Annotated in this window: 17 protein-coding genes; 4 read left to right on the plus strand and 13 right to left on the minus strand. The window is 38.4% G+C overall.

Annotation, left to right across the window (positions count from 1 at the left end; translation table 11 throughout):
• The first annotated feature begins 50 nt into the window (after positions 1-50).
• The 4 genes from leuD to ilvA all read left to right on the plus strand — a co-directional run bounded on the left by leuD (position 51) and on the right by ilvA (position 4920).
• Positions 51-647, plus strand: a complete 597-nt coding sequence (gene leuD, locus WG906_RS05285) for a 3-isopropylmalate dehydratase small subunit (protein WP_339991478.1) — start codon at positions 51-53, stop codon at positions 645-647.
• Between the two features lie 28 nt (positions 648-675).
• Positions 676-2193, plus strand: a complete 1518-nt coding sequence (locus WG906_RS05290) for an alpha-isopropylmalate synthase regulatory domain-containing protein (protein WP_339991479.1) — start codon at positions 676-678, stop codon at positions 2191-2193.
• A gap of 62 nt (positions 2194-2255) precedes the next feature.
• The gene (gene leuB / locus WG906_RS05295; protein ID WP_339991480.1) at positions 2256-3317 is read left to right on the plus strand and encodes a 3-isopropylmalate dehydrogenase; all 1062 of its coding nucleotides are present in this window, start codon (positions 2256-2258) and stop codon (positions 3315-3317) included.
• Positions 3318-3669: 352 nt separating this feature from the next.
• Complete coding sequence (gene ilvA / locus WG906_RS05300) at positions 3670-4920, plus strand: threonine ammonia-lyase IlvA (protein WP_339991481.1); 1251 nt, start codon at positions 3670-3672, stop codon at positions 4918-4920.
• A 3-nt stretch (positions 4921-4923) separates the two neighbouring features.
• Here the strand turns inward: ilvA and WG906_RS05305 are convergent, their stop codons facing one another.
• The 13 genes from WG906_RS05305 to hemA all read right to left on the minus strand — a co-directional run bounded on the left by WG906_RS05305 (position 4924) and on the right by hemA (position 17632).
• On the minus strand, positions 4924-5919 hold the full coding sequence (locus WG906_RS05305; RefSeq protein WP_339991482.1) for an ABC transporter ATP-binding protein: 996 nt from the start codon (positions 5917-5919) through the stop codon (positions 4924-4926).
• A gap of 91 nt (positions 5920-6010) precedes the next feature.
• The gene (locus WG906_RS05310) at positions 6011-6886 is read right to left on the minus strand and encodes an outer membrane beta-barrel protein (RefSeq protein ID WP_339991483.1); all 876 of its coding nucleotides are present in this window, start codon (positions 6884-6886) and stop codon (positions 6011-6013) included.
• A gap of 13 nt (positions 6887-6899) precedes the next feature.
• The gene (locus WG906_RS05315) at positions 6900-7643 is read right to left on the minus strand and encodes a hypothetical protein (protein WP_339991484.1); all 744 of its coding nucleotides are present in this window, start codon (positions 7641-7643) and stop codon (positions 6900-6902) included.
• Between the two features lie 65 nt (positions 7644-7708).
• Positions 7709-8329 carry an RNA polymerase sigma factor gene (locus WG906_RS05320; RefSeq protein ID WP_339991485.1) on the minus strand — a complete coding sequence of 207 codons (621 nt, stop codon included), beginning with the start codon at positions 8327-8329 and terminating at the stop codon, positions 7709-7711.
• 83 nt (positions 8330-8412) lie between these two features.
• Positions 8413-8949 carry a CopD family protein gene (locus tag WG906_RS05325; protein WP_339991486.1) on the minus strand — a complete coding sequence of 179 codons (537 nt, stop codon included), beginning with the start codon at positions 8947-8949 and terminating at the stop codon, positions 8413-8415.
• A gap of 22 nt (positions 8950-8971) precedes the next feature.
• Positions 8972-10021, minus strand: a complete 1050-nt coding sequence (gene hemE, locus WG906_RS05330; protein WP_339991487.1) for a uroporphyrinogen decarboxylase — start codon at positions 10019-10021, stop codon at positions 8972-8974.
• Complete coding sequence (locus WG906_RS05335; RefSeq protein ID WP_339991488.1) at positions 10014-10535, minus strand: tetratricopeptide repeat protein; 522 nt, start codon at positions 10533-10535, stop codon at positions 10014-10016. The genes hemE and WG906_RS05335 overlap by 8 nt, the downstream gene beginning before the upstream one ends.
• A gap of 5 nt (positions 10536-10540) precedes the next feature.
• The gene (locus tag WG906_RS05340; RefSeq protein ID WP_339991489.1) at positions 10541-11245 is read right to left on the minus strand and encodes a response regulator transcription factor; all 705 of its coding nucleotides are present in this window, start codon (positions 11243-11245) and stop codon (positions 10541-10543) included.
• The gene (locus tag WG906_RS05345) at positions 11235-12110 is read right to left on the minus strand and encodes a sensor histidine kinase (RefSeq protein ID WP_339991490.1); all 876 of its coding nucleotides are present in this window, start codon (positions 12108-12110) and stop codon (positions 11235-11237) included. Before WG906_RS05345 ends, WG906_RS05340 begins: the two co-directional genes overlap by 11 nt.
• Positions 12111-12154: 44 nt before the next feature.
• Complete coding sequence (hemL, locus tag WG906_RS05350) at positions 12155-13525, minus strand: glutamate-1-semialdehyde 2,1-aminomutase (protein ID WP_339991491.1); 1371 nt, start codon at positions 13523-13525, stop codon at positions 12155-12157.
• 263 nt (positions 13526-13788) lie between these two features.
• Positions 13789-14760, minus strand: a complete 972-nt coding sequence (hemB, locus tag WG906_RS05355) for a porphobilinogen synthase (RefSeq protein WP_339991492.1) — start codon at positions 14758-14760, stop codon at positions 13789-13791.
• 34 nt (positions 14761-14794) lie between these two features.
• Entirely contained in the window at positions 14795-16375 is a 1581-nt protein-coding gene (gene hemC, locus WG906_RS05360; RefSeq protein ID WP_339991493.1) for a hydroxymethylbilane synthase, read from the minus strand.
• A 30-nt stretch (positions 16376-16405) separates the two neighbouring features.
• Positions 16406-17632 (minus strand): glutamyl-tRNA reductase, encoded by a 1227-nt coding sequence (gene hemA, locus WG906_RS05365; protein WP_339991494.1) that lies wholly within the window; start codon positions 17630-17632, stop codon positions 16406-16408.
• Between the last annotated feature and the right edge of the window lie 131 nt (positions 17633-17763).

The following is a 17763-nucleotide window of genomic DNA, read 5'->3' on the forward strand; positions in this document are numbered from 1 at the left end:
GCTAAAGCGCATTGTCCTGACACTTGATACTGAATACTATATACTTAAAAATGGCTTACGATAAATTTAACATACTTACAAGCACAGGAGTTCCTCTTCCGATCGAGAATGTGGATACTGATCAGATTATACCAGCACGTTTCTTAAAAGCAACCGAGCGTGTAGGATTTGGTGATAATTTATTCCGTGACTGGAGATACAATCCGGATAATACTCCAAAAGCAGATTTCGTTCTAAACGATGCAACTTACTCAGGTAAAATTTTAGTTGGCGGGAAAAACTTCGGCTCGGGCTCATCAAGAGAACATGCTGCATGGGCTGTGTATGATTACGGCTTCAGAGCGGTAGTTTCAAGTTTCTTTGCTGATATCTTTAAAAATAATTGTTTAAATATTGGTGTTTTACCGGTTCAGGTTAGTCCTGAGTTTCTTGAAAAAATATTCAAGTCAATCTTCGCAGATCCTAAAACCGAGTTGGAGATAAATTTGCAGGAACAAACCATTACTTTGGTGCCTACCGGCGAGAAAGAACGGTTTGATATCAGCCCCTACAAAAAAGACAATATGCAGAATGGTTTTGATGATATTGACTATTTACAAAGCATGAAGGCAGAGATCCAGCAATTTGCTACACAACTGCCTTTATAATTAATCCAAAAATCTTGTAATCATCTAAATGGAAAGACGGAAATTAGAAATCATGGACACAACTCTTCGAGATGGAGAGCAAACCTCTGGTGTGTCCTTTTCCATTTCGGAGAAGCTTACAATTTCACAACTTTTACTTGAGGAACTCCATGTAGACAGAGTAGAAATTGCTTCGGCCCGTGTTTCTGAAGGTGAATTTGAAGCGGTTAAAGCCATCACAGAATGGGCTACAGCAAATGGACATATTGATGCTATAGAGGTTCTATCGTTTGTAGATAATGGCGTATCAATAGAATGGATGAAAAAAGCTGGCGTTAAGGTGCAAAACCTCTTAACCAAAGGCTCGTTGAATCATTTAATACATCAGCTGAAGAAAACACCTGAACAGCATTTTTCAGAAGTCGCCAAAGCAATTAAATCTGCCCGTGAGCAAAACATTGCAACTAATGTTTATCTTGAAGATTGGAGCAATGGCATGCGCAATTCGCCTGAATACACGATGCAATACCTTGAGTTTCTTTCAACTCAGCCCATTAAACGGATTTTATTGCCAGATACTTTGGGCATTTTAATCCCATCCGAAACGTTTAGTTACATCTCACAGCTCAAATCAAAATACCCGGATATTCATTTTGATTTCCACGCTCATAATGATTACGATCTGGGTACAGCAAATGTTCTCGAAGCTGTAAAAGCAGGAATAAATGGTCTGCATTTAACGGTAAACGGAATGGGAGAAAGAGCAGGAAACGCTCCTATGGCCAGCGCAATTGCAGTTATTAACGACTTCCTGCCAGAAATAGAAATTTCGCTTAAAGAATCTTCAATTTATAAAGTAAGTAAGCTGGTTGAAACATTTTCGGGTGTCCGAATTCCATCGAATAAACCAATTGTTGGCGAATATGTATTCACTCAAACTGCAGGCATACATGCCGATGGTGACAATAAAAATAATTTATATTTTAATGATCTGCTTCCCGAACGGTTTGGCAGGAGACGTAAATATGCTTTAGGAAAAACATCAGGCAAAGCCAACATAGAAAAGAATTTGCAGGAGCTTGGTTTGAAGTTAAATGATGCGGATTTAAAAAAGGTTACTCAAAGGGTTATCGAATTGGGCGACAAAAAGGAAACGGTAACAAAAGAGGACCTTCCGTACATTATTTCTGATGTACTTGACAGTAATCTTTATGAAGAAAAAATAAAGGTTGAATCGTATGTGTTAACACATTCTAAAGGATTAAGACCCTCAGCAACAATATCGGTTTGTATCGAAGGTGAGATATTTGAAGAACATGCTCAGGGCGACGGCCAGTTTGATGCCTTTATGAAAGCCCTTACAAAGGTTTACGTCAAGAAAGAAATGTGCTTGCCAAAACTTGTGGATTACGCCGTAAGAATAGCGCCTGGAAGTAATTCCGATGCATTATGCGAAACAGTAATTACCTGGGAAACTAACAGTAAAACTTTTAAAACCCGGGGACTGGACTCTGACCAAACGGTTTGTGCGATTAAAGCTACGCAGAAAATGTTGAACATAATATAATCCAAATACTTTACATGGTTGGTAATAACACCAGCTCAAAAAACATTAAAACAAAATCATAAATGAAATTTAATATCGCGCTTCTTGCAGGAGATGGAATTGGACCTGAAGTTATCGATCAGGCAGTAAAAGTAGTAAACGCTGTTTCAAAGAAATTTAATCATGAAATCAGCTGGACCTCTGCCCTAACCGGTGCAGCTGCAATTGATGCTGTTGGCGAACCTTATCCCGACTCCACTCATGAAGTATGTCTGGCTGCTGATGCTGTCCTATTTGGTGCTATCGGTCATCCAAAATACGATAACGACCCTAAGGCAACCGTTCGTCCTGAGCAAGGCTTACTTAAAATGCGTCAGAAATTAGGATTGTTCGCAAACGTTCGTCCAACATTCACCTTCCCTTCTTTAATTGATAACTCTCCCTTAAAAAGAGAGCGGATTGAAGGTACTGATTTAATTATTTTACGTGAATTAACAGGTGGTATTTATTTCGGAGAGCGGGGCAGAAAAGACAATGGAAACACTGCTTTTGATACCTGTACATATACAAGGGCAGAAATTCAGCGCCTTGCAAAACTCGGTTTTGAATTAGCAATGACCCGCAGCAAAAAATTATGCTGTGTTGATAAAGCGAACGTTCTGGAAAGCTCTCGTCTATGGAGAGAAACTGTTCAGGATATGGAAAAGGATTTCCCTGAAGTTGAAGTAAGCTATGAATTCGTGGATGCGGTGGCTATGCGTTTGGTACAATGGCCAAGCTCGTACGATGTTCTTATCACTGAAAACTTATTTGGTGATATTTTAACTGATGAGGCTTCCGTAATTTCAGGTTCGATGGGATTAATGCCTTCTGCATCAAAAGGCACTCACACCTCATTATATGAGCCGATTCATGGTTCATATCCACAGGCGGCAGGAAAAGATATAGCAAACCCCTTAGCAACAGTTTTATCGGCAGCTATGATGTTTGAAGATGCTTTCGGCTTAAAGGAAGAGGCTGAAGCTATCCGCGAAGTTGTTAACAAGTCTTTAGCAGAGGGTATTGTAACCGAGGATCTTGCACCAAAAGGCAGCAAAACTTACAAAACCAGTGAAGTTGGCGACTGGCTGGCAAGCAATATTTAGTAATTAAGAAACATACTAGAAACCCGCTATTTTTCAAGTAGCGGGTTTTTTGTTGTTATTGATTTAGAGCTAAGTGCTTTTTGATACATTAGCCTGGATTTTGGAACAATAAGATCGGCTGTAATAATTAAACTGAAGTTGATTTTGAAGCAAAAGCTAAATCAGTTTCAAATGTTTTTTGTTGATTTAACGTAGACAAGTGTGACAGGCCTGACTGCATTGAATTTAGGTTTAATAATGTATATTGGTTTTCTAAGTAAGAGTTAAAGGTAAAAAGGATATGCTTTATCGTTGAGGCCTATAAACTGTTATTATTAATTCTGCTTGAATAATCTGTACAACCGACCTACATATGGATATTGACACTGACACCAACCTTGATTCTGTCGCAGCTCTTGAACGTTTAAAATCTGTTATTAAGAGAACTCCCCTTATCTATAACGAAAGGCTCTCAGAAAAATATTCCTGTGAAATTTATCTCAAACGGGAAGACTTACAGCTTGTCCGCTCCTACAAACTAAGAGGAGCTTATAACATGATTAGCCAGCTAAGCAAGGAGCAATTAATAAAAGGCGTTGTTTGTGCAAGTGCGGGAAATCATGCTCAGGGGGTAGCATTCTCATGCAAAAAACTGAATACCAGGGGAGTGATTTTTATGCCGGAAATCACTCCCAAACAGAAAATCAATCAAACACGAATGTTTGGCGACGGGTTGATTGAAATAATTTTAGTTGGAGATACATTTGATGATTGCCTAAAAGAAGCGCTTGCCTATACCGAAGTTAATAACATGACTTTTATCCCTCCCTTTGATAATTATAAAATAATTGAAGGACAGGGTACGGTCGGGGTTGAAATTCTTGAAGATCTTCCTGGTACCGAAGTGGTAATTATTCCTGTTGGCGGTGGAGGCCTATCGGCAGGAGCAGGATTTTATATGAAAAGTATAAATCCTTCCATTAAAATAATTGGAGTTGAACCAGAAGGCGCTCCTTCCATGTCGGAGGCATTAAAAAACGGGGCACCGGTTACATTAAATGAAATTAATCGCTTTGTAGACGGAGCATCGGTAAAACGGGCCGGAGAGTTAACGTTTCCTATTTGTCAAAAAGTTCTGGATGAACTTATTCTTGTACCCGAAGGCAAAGTATGTACCACCATTCTTAAACTGTATAATGAAGACGCCATTGTGGCTGAACCTGCCGGAGCTCTATCGGTAGCAGCATTAGACTTATGTGCTGACCAGATAAAAGGCAGAAAGGTTGTTTGTATCCTGAGCGGCGGAAACAATGACATTGAACGGATGCAGGAAATAAAAGAACTTTCCTTATTGTATGAAGGCCTAAAGCATTATTTTGTAATTAACTTTCCTCAGCGTCCGGGGGCGTTGAAACTTTTTGTAAATGAAGTATTAGGTCCGGATGATGATATTACACGATTTGAATTTATTAAGAAAATTCAGAAAGAATACGGCCCTGCCCTGGTGGGTATTGAACTTAAATCAGCTGAAGATTACTCCGCACTTATTCACAGGATGAAAGGCCTGAATTTTGTATATAGGGAAATAAACACAGATTTAACTTTATTCGAGTACCTGGTTTAGGAATTAAAACTCAATAAACTTTTCGAGGATAACCGGAACAGATGCTCCTTTTTTATACAGATGGATATTTCTGTTAATTGCTCTGATCCGGATACCATCTTTTTCTAAGAGCAACTCTTCGTAAATACCTTTGAAGAAAGCGTCGACAAGTATAAAGTTTTTACTGCTCCAGCTCCATTTTAGCTCAATCCATTCAGGATATATTGCAATGGTTTCTTTTTCAGCTTTTAGCCCCAGGGCCTTTGCATCATGGTTTGATAATATGTTGCAGTCGGCCAAAAGTCTTGACGTATATACATCCTGGGGGCGATTATATAATTGTTCAGGACTTCCTGATTCTATGATCTCTCCCTTATTTAAAACAATTATATCATCAGCCAAAGATAGGCCGTCAACCGGATCATGAGAGACAAGAATGACCGTTATGCCCAAATCGTGAGAAAGACGCTTTATATCAGCTCTCAGGTGCGTCTTCAAAGGTGTATCAACCTGACTGAAGGGTTCATCCATTAGTAAAACCTCAGGCTCCGTAATAATTGCTCTTGCAATGGCAACACGCTGTTGTTCTCCCCCGCTTAAATCGGATACCCTTTTATTGTAAAGATGATCAATCCGCAAAAATTTCATAATTTCCCATGATTTCTCCTCTTTGTACTTAAGATTTGTGTTGGGAAGCATAGAAGCCACATTATCGTACACTTTAGCAAAAGTGTTAAGGCTAAAATCCTGTGTTACCATTTTCATGGAATCGTGGCCGGGAATTAACTTTTCGTCAGGTCCAAGAATAAGTTCTCCTTTGAAATAAACCGAACCTTCATCCGGCGATAACAAGCCATAAATCAGCTTAAGCAAGGTGCTTTTTCCGCTACCGCTCTCCCCTACAATAGCGACAACTTTTCCTTTAGATATAGATGCAGTAATAGTTTTTACTCCTGCAAAAGTATCGGTTTGATATTTCTTACTTACCTGGAAAAGTTGAATAAATGATTCTTTGGACATAGCCAAACTTAATAAAAATTGCGGGCAGACTTTATATAAAAAAACCTGCCTTAATTAAAGACAGGTTTTTAACATATATAAAATAAATAAACTAAAAACCTACCATAACACCAAAGTTTAAGTTCTTAAATCCTTTAGGGCCCTGATTTTCAGCAAAAACATCGCTGTTATAATACTTTAAATAAATACCGAGATTATCATAGCCAAATCGGGCGAAAGCTCCATACCTGAAGGGATTTAAATTAAAATCATCTTTCACCTTTTCCTTGCCGCGTTCTTTACTTACCTGCTTGGTTTTTCCATCTAACAGAAATCCTATTTCAGGTCCGAAAACAAAGTACACCTTATTCCCCTTTTCATCATCATTTGTGCGAATCTGAAAAGATAATGGAACACGAAGATACGTGCTGCTGAATCGATTCTTTTTAAAGTCTATGCTCTCCTGTATTGTATCAATTGACGGTTGATCTTCACGTATGGTAATATTTTGCTTTAAACGCATGTGTGTCCAGTCCATACCGGTGCCAATATATATTTTGAAATTATGATTAAAGCGGTATCCCATTTGAAAAAATTCAAATCCAAAATTATGAGTCTTCCACGATTTAGTTTCAAGATACTGAGTAGATGGAGATAACGTAAAACTTCCATTATCAGTAAATCTGGCCAGGCCTAAATCAAAACGGGAAGCGGTAAGCTGAATAGAAAATCCGGATGGTTTCTTTACGACTTTTTCTGTAGTATCATTACCTGAAATTATTTTTTCAGAAACTGAGTTCACTCTTCCGTTTTTTGAGAAAACTTTTTTTGTTTCTTCTGTAGTAGTTATTGTCTTTATAGTATCCTTTCTCCCTCCGGAGGTATCTACTCTGACCGAAGTTTTGGTTGTAGTTTTTTTCTGCCAGTCTTGCGCCAAAGCGCAGGCAATACACGTGCAAAACAAGGCTGTGAAAATCAATCGTATCATCGTTGTATTTTATTTAATCTTTACTCTTATACTTTAACAGGCCCAGATCAATTCCGGAAACCACAACACCTTCATCTCCCTCTTTAAACTCAATTATTTTATTCTTCCTTTTATCAACTTTGCTTACTACAAAGTTTACAAGACTTCCAACAGATCTAATCTTCCCGGCCTTTAACTGAGGTTCATTCTCTTCTGTTTCAATTACAGGCTGGGAGGCGAGGGCAATAGAAGCGACTTGCTTATCCTCCGGCAGATTTTCATTTCCTCTTGCCGGCGATTCCTTTATTGAGTTATTTGATTTGATGTCTTCTTTTTCCCTAAGTTCCGCCACATTAACTTTAGCCGCCAACTTTTCTTCACCGGTATTTGATTTACTTGTAACTCCTGATTTTGGCACCTGAACCACTTTTATCTCTTTAGAAGGTACATGAACCGTAGTAATTTCAGTAACAGCGCCCGACCGCGGAACTGATACTTTTCCAGTATCCAACCCGGAAGAAGCACTAACGGGACTTGCAGTACCACTAAGTTTTATTGGCTCTTTGGTTGCAGCAAGCCAAATACCGAAGCCGATAACTGAAGCCATGCTAGCCGCAGCCACCCATAGAACCGGAAATTCTCTTCTCTTTTCCCGCAAGTTTAACTGCTCATTGATTCCTGCCCATACTTCATCCGAAGGTTTTATCTCAAATGACTTGAGCTTTTCGTGGAAGGTCTTGTCCAGATCCTTGTCAGTGACAGCTTGTTTATTTTTCATCCCTGTATACTTTTAATTGCGAAACCGCATGAAAAACATAATTTCATTAAGATCATTCGCCATTTTTAACTTTTTAAAGGCAATGAGGCAATCATAAGAGGATTCTCCGCATCCTTCCTCCGGGCCGGATTTAGGTTTGACAGATCATCAAGTTTGCTTAGTTTATCTCTCAGAATGGCCCGGGCTCTGGATAACTGTGATTTAGAAGCACCTTCTGTTATACCCAGTTGATCAGCAATTTCTTTATGCGAATACCCTTCAATTGCATACAAGTTAAACACCAGTTTATATCCGCTCGACAATTGCTGGATTAAATTCATCAAATCATCGACTTCCAGCCTGTTCATATCGAAGGTTACCTGAGGGGCATCATATACTTCTTCAATATCAACAAGATTCATCATGCGCTGATTTTTCCTGTACGATTCAATCGCGGTATTAACCATTATTCGCCTGATCCAACCCTCAAAAGAACCCTCGCCACGAAATTCATTCACCTTTTTAAATACTTTTACAAATCCAGTTTGCAACATATCCTCTGCTTCAAACTGATCCCTGGCATACCGCATACAAACACCGAGCATCTTTGATGCCAATGATTTGTAGAGCAGCTCTTGAGTTCGGTGATCAGATCTCCTGCACCCTTCAAGCAAATCCTCAACAGATAATTTGCGACTTACGTTCATATACCTTTGAATATAAGATGAAATGAAGATCTAAATGGTTGCACTGCCTTTATATTTAAATAAAGCACGAATATTAACGGATATCAGCCTTTTAACCTGTAGTATTTATAAATTTTTACAGCAGACATGATAATAACAACAAAAATTATTAATCCTGTTAATCCGTAAAGCCAATCTATTGCAGTTTTTAGAACTACGGTAAAGACAATTGTTACAAGAAAAATCGTTGCAACTTCATTCCATAACCTTAGTTGGGTGGATGTCCAGGTTGAAGTGCCTGCCTTTTGCTGAGAAATGATCTGCTGACAAATAAAATGATATACCAGGAGACCTCCCACAAAAGCTAGCTTTACAAGCATCCAATCCATGTGAAATAAAGAAGGATTAAGATACAGCATATAGACACCAGCCAAAAGACTTAATATCATAGCAGGGGTGGTAATAATGTACCACAGCTTACTTTGCATAATTTCAAACTGACGTTGCAAAACAACTTTCTCCTGTTCAGTCCGCTCATTAGCTTCAACATGGTATATAAATAGCCGAACAATGTAAAAAAGGCCGGCCATCCAGCTAACAACAAAAATGATATGAATGGATTTTGCGTAGAGGTATTCCATAATTAAGCCGCTAAGACTTTAATTAAACAGAATATTCATAAGAGTACTCTTTAACCACATCTATGGCATATTTCACGTTATCGAAAGGAATATCCGGCATTATACCATGTCCCAGATTAAATATAAATCCTTCCTCACCTTTCATTCTGTCAAATAAACGATGGATTCTTTCTTTAATAACTTTCTTATCCGCATATAATACAAAAGGGTCAAGGTTCCCCTGAACGGCGATTCCTTGCGGCAGTCGGTTTTTAATATCTAGTAAGTCAACGTTCCAGTCAATAGAAATCACATCAGGTTTTGCTTCCGCCATTAGAGGTGCAAACACCGAACTTCCTTTACAGAACGATATTACAGGAATATCCTTCCGCTTTAAGCCAGAAATTATTTTATTGATATAATAATGTGAAAACTCTTTATAATCATCCCATGCTAATGCCTGGGCCCAACTGTCAAATATTTGAACAGCATTTACACCTGCCTCTATCTGAAGATTTAAATAATCTGTAGTAACCTCAGCAATTTTAGAAAGCAACTGGTGGGCTAATTCTGGCTGATTATGAAGCATCAGCTTAGTAAGCTTAAAATCTTTTGAAGAGCCTCCCTCTACCAAATAGCTCATTACTGTAAATGGAGCCCCGGCGAATCCGATTAAGGGAATTCTACTTTCTAATCTTTGTTGAATAACTTTTATAGCATCAGCAACATATTGGAGTTTATCATTTACGCCGGTCTGCAATCTGTCTACATCTGCCTGTGTTCTAACAGGATTGGCAAATTTAGGACCCACCCCCTGCGTAAAACTCAGATCACCACCCATAGCTTCACCCGTAACTAAAATGTCGGAGAACAGAATGGCGGCATCAATATCCAGCAAGTCTACAGGAAGCATTGTTACATCTGCTGCCAGTTCAGGGGTTTTGCACATCTCTAAAAAAGAATATTTGTTTTTTATATCCCAATATTCTTTCATAAAACGTCCGGCCTGACGCATCATCCATACGGGCGGTCTTTCTGTTAATTCTGAATTTGCTGCCCTGATAAATAAAGATTCTTTCTGACTATTACTCACTTCCTTGATGTATTTTTTGTTCGATCTTTTCTATTATGTCTTTAACCCGGGGACTGATTTTCAAGTCCCTGGCTATTTCAATGTATGCCTGTGCTTTTTTGAACTCTTTTTTCCGAAGATTAAGATTAGCCAATTGTGTTAGAACTAAACCTTTCTCATTTTCATTTTTCAATGGAAAACGACTGGCGATTTGAAAATGCCGTTCAGCCTTCGAAAAGTTGCCGCGTTTTAACTCGATATTTCCAAGCATAAATTCAAAATAACCTCTTCTGCTCCTCTTCAGCCTATCCGGATTTCTAACTTCCCTTAATAATTTTTCGGTCTTTTTTAAATCCTGGTTGTGGTAAGCTTTAGCAGCAAGAACTACCGTACCTTCTTTAAAATATCCATAAATCAGGAAGATAATGCCAAAGCCCACAATTGCAGAAAGCTCATAAACCTTACCATAAATGGTCCAGCCTAATAAAACTAATGCAATTGCGATAACCGCAAAACGTGCCTTTGCAGTAAGCATAAATTTTACTGACTATCAGTAAACTTATACCCTACCCCGCGAATTGAATGAAAGTATTTCGGATTCTTTTGATCAGGCTCAAAGTATTTGCGAAAGGTGAGAATGAAATTGTCTATAGTACGTGTTGAGGGATAAACATCGTAATTCCAAACAGTTTCCAAAATTTGCTCCCTGGAAACAGCATCATTTCTACGCTCAATAAGCAGTTTTAACAACATGGTTTCCTTCTTGGTTAAAGGAGTGATGGACCCATCGTCATTACGTAATTCGAATGAATTAAAGTAAATTGTCTTGTCTCCTATTTTATAGGTATTTAATTCTTTCTTTTCGTCTCCTGATAAACCGCGTTTAACCAGGTTGTTTACACGAAGAATTAATTCCTCAAGATTAAAGGGTTTCACCAAATAATCATCTGCCCCTTTTTTCAAACCAGTTACCCTGTCTTCACTTGTGTTTTTAGCTGTAAGAAACATGATCGGAACTTCAGAATTTTCCAATCGGATGGTCTCAGCAACCTGAAAACCATCAATTTCGGGAAGCATGACATCCAATATTATTAGATTAAAGCGCTCTTCCTTAAAGATTTTCAGGGCTTTTTTTCCATCGGTGGCGGTACTTACTTTATAGCCCTCAAGTTCCAGATTTAGTTTAATTGCTTCAAGAAGATGATCTTCATCTTCTACTAGTAAAATACGCTGTTTAGTTGCCATTTGAATTAAAGGTTACTTCAAATATACTGCCGGATGCCCGGTTATTTTTCACTTTTATATGTGCGTGATGTTTATCCAACACTTGCTTTACAATATATAAGCCTAATCCCGTCCCCTTTGTTTTCCTGGTATCTTCACTGCCTACACGATAAAACTTTTCAAATATGCGCAGTTTTTCCTCATCCTGAATACCAATTCCTTTATCAGCCACGGAAAAACGAATAAAATTACTTTCCCGTTGCAACTCTACTTCTATAGCTTCACATGGCGGAGAATATTTAACAGCGTTTTCAATAAGGTTTGAAACAGCCAGAGTAAGCGCAAATTTATCGCCTGTTAAATAAATACCCGGCTCAATTTTACTCTTGATAGTTTGAGTACTACAGGTATGTATCTGTAACCGTTCTGCTGTTTTGGCCACCAGTTCTGAAAAATCAAACTGCTCTTTTGGAAAGGAATATGATCGGCTTTCGATTCGAGTGGCGATTAGCATATTTTCTACAAGGTCGTCCAACCGTTCAATATCCTTTAAAGAATTCTTCAGAAAAGATTCAATCTTTACCCTATCAAGCTCTCTTTTCAAAATAGTTTGAAGATATAACTTAATGGAGGCCAGGGGCGATTTTAACTCGTGGGTTACCGAAAGCAGAAAATTCTTTTGCTGTTCGTGAAGCTTCCGCTCCTTCTTTATAGTTTTCTGAAGATAATAGGCTCCGCTAAGAAAAATTAAAAGAAAGACAGCTCCCTCGCTTAAAATCATAGTCTTCTTTTCAGGGCGCTGGACGATAAGAAGTGATGCCCACCATACCAGTTCAATGAGAACGTAAATTGCCAGAAAATAAAATATGACTAAGGGTTTTTTCATTCTTTTCGTTAACTCAGAGGCTTTTACAAAAGCTAGTATTTAAATTAATTACTTTTCCTAAATACTATATCTAAGCTATCAAAAATTGCCCGTTTAGTTTTCTCCAGTTCTGTTTTATTATGAGCTGATGACACAAAACCTACTTCATATCCCGAAGGGCCCAAATAAATCCCCCGGTTCAACAATTCACGATGAAACACTTTAAACTTCTCCATGCTGGCAGCATCTATATCTTCAGCCTTTTGAATGTTTTTATCTGTAAAAGCGAACCAAAATATCGATCCTATCGAAAACACCTTAAACTTATAATTTTTTGCAGTGGCGAATCGCTGAATAGATTCTGTAAATTCCTGAGTTTTATTATTCAGATCTTTATAAAACCCAGACCGTAACAACTCAGTTATTTGTGCTATTCCCGCAGCCATTGCAACAGGATTTCCGGATAATGTTCCTGCCTGATAGACTGCTCCATCCGGAGAAATATTATTCATAAGTTCTGCTGAGGCGCCATACATACCAACCGGCAAACCTCCGCCAATTATCTTACCATAGGTAATGATATCCGGTTTAATACTGTAATGTTTAGCCGCCCCCTCAAATCCCAGGCGAAAGCCGGTAATCACTTCGTCTAAGATGAACAAACTTTGATTTTGGGTGCTAATTTGCCTCAAAAATTGAACAAACTCCTTATCCTGAATAAGCAAACCATTGTTTGCAGGCACACCTTCTATAATAATTGCAGCTATTTGCCCCGGAAATTGATTAAAAGCTTCCTCAACAGCATTCCGATCATTTAAAGGAACAACAATAGTTTCGTCCGCAAATGATTTGGGCACTCCGGCAGACGAAGTTTCACCAAATGTTACCAATCCAGAGCCGGCTTTTACCAGTAAAGAATCGACATGACCATGATAACAACCCTCGAATTTCAAGATTTTATCGCGTTTTGTATACCCTCTTGCTAAACGGATAGCAGACATAACAGCCTCGGTACCAGAACTTACAAAACGAAGTTTTTCTATTAAACTATTATTTTTCAGGATAAGCTCGGCCAGCTCATTTTCCAAAGCAGTAGGAGCACCAAAACTCATTCCCTTCTGCATCACCTCTGTGACTTTATCTTTTATTTTAGGATGATTATGCCCCAAAATAAGAGGTCCCCATGAACAGCAAAAATCAATAAATTGATTTCCATCTGCATCCCAAATAAAACATCCGTCGCCCCGGTCTATAAATAAAGGCGTACCATACACCGATTTAAAAGCTCTCACCGGAGAATTTACGCCACCTGGAAAATACGTTTTAGATTTTTCGTAGAGTTCAGCAGACTTTTCACGTGGGATATCTGGTTTGCCTGTAGTAGAAACAGGTCTTTCTTCTTCACTGGAAAATATTTTTTTGAGAGAGTCAAGCATGATGGAAAATTCAAAAGTAATTAGTCAAAATTCAAAAATTTGATTTTTGAATTAAGCAAGTTCAAAAGTAGGAAGTCAAAATCAAATCAGAACTTAAAAAATTCTGACATCCGACATCAAGCAAAATTAAAGTATTCGTTACTAAATGCAATCAAACACAGATTAAATTTAAAAAAATATCAATTCTGATTTCACAAAATCCATTATAGATTAACTAATCATGAATCTTACCATTCCATCAGGTGCACAGCATTATTTTAATCTTAAATCATCCATCCCTTTTCAAGGATTTCTTTAGCATGGTAGGTGATAATAATGTTAGCTCCGGCTCTCGCAAAGGCATACATATTTTCCATGGTTACCTTCTCTTCGTCTATCCAGCCAGCTTTAGCAGCAGCTTTTACCATGGAGTATTCGCCAGAAACATTATAGCAGGCCACAGGTAAATCGGTGTTTTCTCTTAAACTTTTAATAATGTCCAGATAAGCTAATGCAGGTTTAACCATTAAAATATCGGCACCTTCCTGCTCATCCAGAAATGCTTCTCTTAATGTCTCTTTAGGATTACGAAAATCCATTTGGTAAGCCTTTCTATCACCCTTACCCGGAGCAGAATCAGCAGCTTCACGAAATGGCCCGTAATATGCTGAGGCAAATTTGACGCTGTAACTCATTATACCTGTATTAACCAGGCCCTCTGAATCTAAACCTGAGCGAATCCCTGCAATCCGGCCATCCATCATATCAGAAGGAGCAACCATATCTGCCCCTGCCATAGCATGACTAACAGCCATCTTTGCCAGAACATCCACAGTTTCATCATTGTGCACATAATTATCATGCATTATCCCGCAGTGACCATGCGTTGTATAGGCACAGGTGCAAACATCTGTTACAACAAATAAGTCATGGCCAAATGCTTTTTTTAACTCACGAATGGCATTAGCAACTACAGAACTATCACTATAAGCGGTGCTGGCATTTTCTGATTTCTCTTCACCTACGCCGAAAAGCAATACTTTATTTATTCCCAGTTTTAATGATTGTTCAACATCTTTCAGCAAGGCGTCGGCAGAAAAATGCTTAATACCCGGCATAGCGTCAATAGCATGGCTGATATTATTACCAGGAACCACGAAATAAGGATAAATAAACATATCCTTTGAAAGTCGGGTTTCGGCAACCATTTCACGAATTATGGGTGATGTTCTTAATCTTCTGGGACGAATATTCATACTATCCTATTTAAGAATAATTTAAAAAAGCAGCTTAAAGACCAAATACTGCCTCGGCCAAACCAATCTCATCTGGTGAATATGGTAAAGTATACTTCATACCCATTTCATCAAATTTTCTTCCGGTGGAACGACCGATACAAATAATTTTCTGCCCAGGGTCAATAAGGTTGTCAACAAAATAAGCTTCAACATTTGACGGGCTTGTAAAAATCAAAACATCGGCAAAGATTGGCTCGATACTATCTTCCATAATAGTTTCATATACCGGAAGATCAAGAATTTTTGTATCTGGAGACAGAGCTTTTTGTATTGTGCGTAAAGAATCCTTTGCCCCGGGAAAGAGAATATTACATCCGTTTGCCAGCTCTGCAAATTCACTTGCAATATCTGCAGTATCTATTCCTTCTTCCTCACCATTAAATTCCGGAATTCGGCCAAATTTCCGAAGAACATCTTCAGATGCCCGACCCAGAACACCAAATTTGGTTTTCTTGGAAATTAAAGGATTGAGTTTGAAAAAATATTCAATAGCATTTTTACTGCTAAAAAATATCCAGTCAATATGTTTAAGAATATAAGGGTCCAGCTTATTAATAATTGGGAAAGTGCGAATTAACGAACGCCCGTCGATTTCAATATTGTGAATTTCAAGAGCTCTGCGAAAATAACTGCTTTCAGAAATACCTCGTGTAATAAAAACTTTTTTCGGAAGCTTCCTTCCTTTACCAAACTTCGAAACTATTTTCTCTGCCAGCCCGTCTGTAACTTCAGATTCAACGAATAATCTGTCCGGGAAAGAATCTCCTTCATCCGCCTTTGATGTCCAAACCTGAAATTTTCCTCCCTCTTTCCTGCAGTAGCAACCTAAGGGCATGTGGCAGCCTCCATTAAACAGGTTTAATACTTTTCGCTCCACTGCAATCTCTTCTGCCACTTCAGGATTATGCAAAACCTGTAAACTCTCTAACAGCTCGGTATCGCTTTCGCGTATTTGAATAGCAAGCACGCCTTGAGCTGGTGAAGGAATAAATTCCATGGGCTCCAATTCTTCGACGTAAAATTCACTTAAGTCAATTCCTAACCGTTGAACGCCTGCCTTGGCAATCATAATTGAATCATAATCTTCATCCCGAAGCTTCTGGATTCGCGTAGGAACATTCCCTCGAAGGTCTTCCACTTCCAGATCTGGCCGAAGAGATAATAATTGAGCTTTACGACGGTTAGATGATGTACCAACCATACCGGCAAACTTCAGAGATAGTTTTTGTTTAATATCAACGCAATCCTTCAAGATTAAGAGTAACTCGTTAGGGTCCTCCCGCTCTGAAACAGCGGCAATTATTAAACCCGGAGGATTTTGGGTAGGAAGATCTTTATGCGAATGAACTGCAATATCTATAGAACCATTTAAAAGCGCCTCTTCTAATTCCTTAGTAAAAAAGCCTTTTCCTTCTAATTTGTCCAGACGAAGATTAAGAATACTATCGCCTTGAGTTTTGATTATCTTTAATTCTGCATCAATTCCACACTCTGCAAGCCTATCTTTTACATGATTTGCCTGCCAGAGAGCAAGATCGCTGCCTCGTGTTCCTATAATGAGTGTTTTTTTCACGATAAAAGTAATTGAATAACAGGAATAAGGTTAGCTGTTGTTTACCAATATTTCTTTTGCCATAACCATTGGAACGCTAATATATTTCTTTTCCATATAGTTCATGATCTTTTCAAGCACTTCGCGTGAATTAGTATCCAATTGACCTATATCATTTGCGAAAACCGAATTTACGGCAACGCTTCTGATTTCTTTTATTTTTAAAGGCACGTCCCGCATTGCAAGTTCAATCTGACGCTGTTTTAGCAAAGGTTTAAACTCATTTATACTTTGATCGATAATTTGCTCTGCATGCACCAGCTCCTGATAACGCTCCTGCATATTTAAATTAGCTACTTCCTGCAAACCCCGAACTTCTATAAAGTGAACCGGGTTGGATGCCAATACTTCCGGACAGGTATCGTTGGGGATAGCCAGATCTACAATTACTTTTTTTTCTGTTTCGCCAATTAAAAGCGATTCGTAAATTTCTTTGGTGATTATTGGACTTACCGCACTGGTACAAGTGATAATTGCATCAAATCCTTGTTTATACGTCTGAAGTTCTGAAAGGCTATATGCCACACCATTTAATTCTTTTGCAAGAGATTCTGCGTGTTCTAATGTGCGGTTAAAAATAGCAAAGTTCGAATATTTGTGCTTTTGAAGATATTTGCAGATATTTTTATTCGTCTCGCCGGCTCCGATTATCAGAATGCGCGAACTGGAACACATTTTCAAATCGCGAAGTTTTCGATAGGCCAGAGAAACTACTGAGATTGGATTTTTAGATATTTTTGTCTGAGTATATACCTCCTTGGCAGTTTTAACTACGTGCGTCATTACCATCCGCATAAAATCTCCGGTAAAACCAGCTTTTCTACACGTTTCATACGACTTCCGAACCTGAGCCAGAATCTCTTTTTCGCCGACAATCAAGCTTTCTAACGAACAAGAAACCCTCAATAAATGGTTGAAAGCCTGTTCATCTTCGTATATATTAACCTTACTCACAAAATCATCAAGCTTTTCCAAAGGAATGCAAAAGTTTAATGTTAGAATAAAATCCTTTATAAACTCAAATGTTAATGGCTGTGATCCGGAAAAAACAAACTCAACCCGGTTACACGTGCCAATATAGAAAATCTCTGGTATATCAAACTTTTCCCTTACGCCATTCAATCTTCCAACCAATGTCTGATTACAGATCACCAGTTTACCTAACTCCTTTAAATCAATCTGCTGATGAGTGAATGCTAAAACTTTTAAATGCTTCAAAGCTTGAAAGTATCTTAAAAAACCCGAAACAAAGGTAAATAATAAGCGCTGACGCCGTTGTCATTCCTTTGTCAAACAGAAGTATTTAGAACGCTTTTAAATAGAACCCCCGCTCTCCCGAATACTTTTTA

Source organism: Pedobacter superstes (genome assembly GCF_037622515.1).
GTDB lineage: Bacteria > Bacteroidota > Bacteroidia > Sphingobacteriales > Sphingobacteriaceae > Paradesertivirga > Paradesertivirga superstes.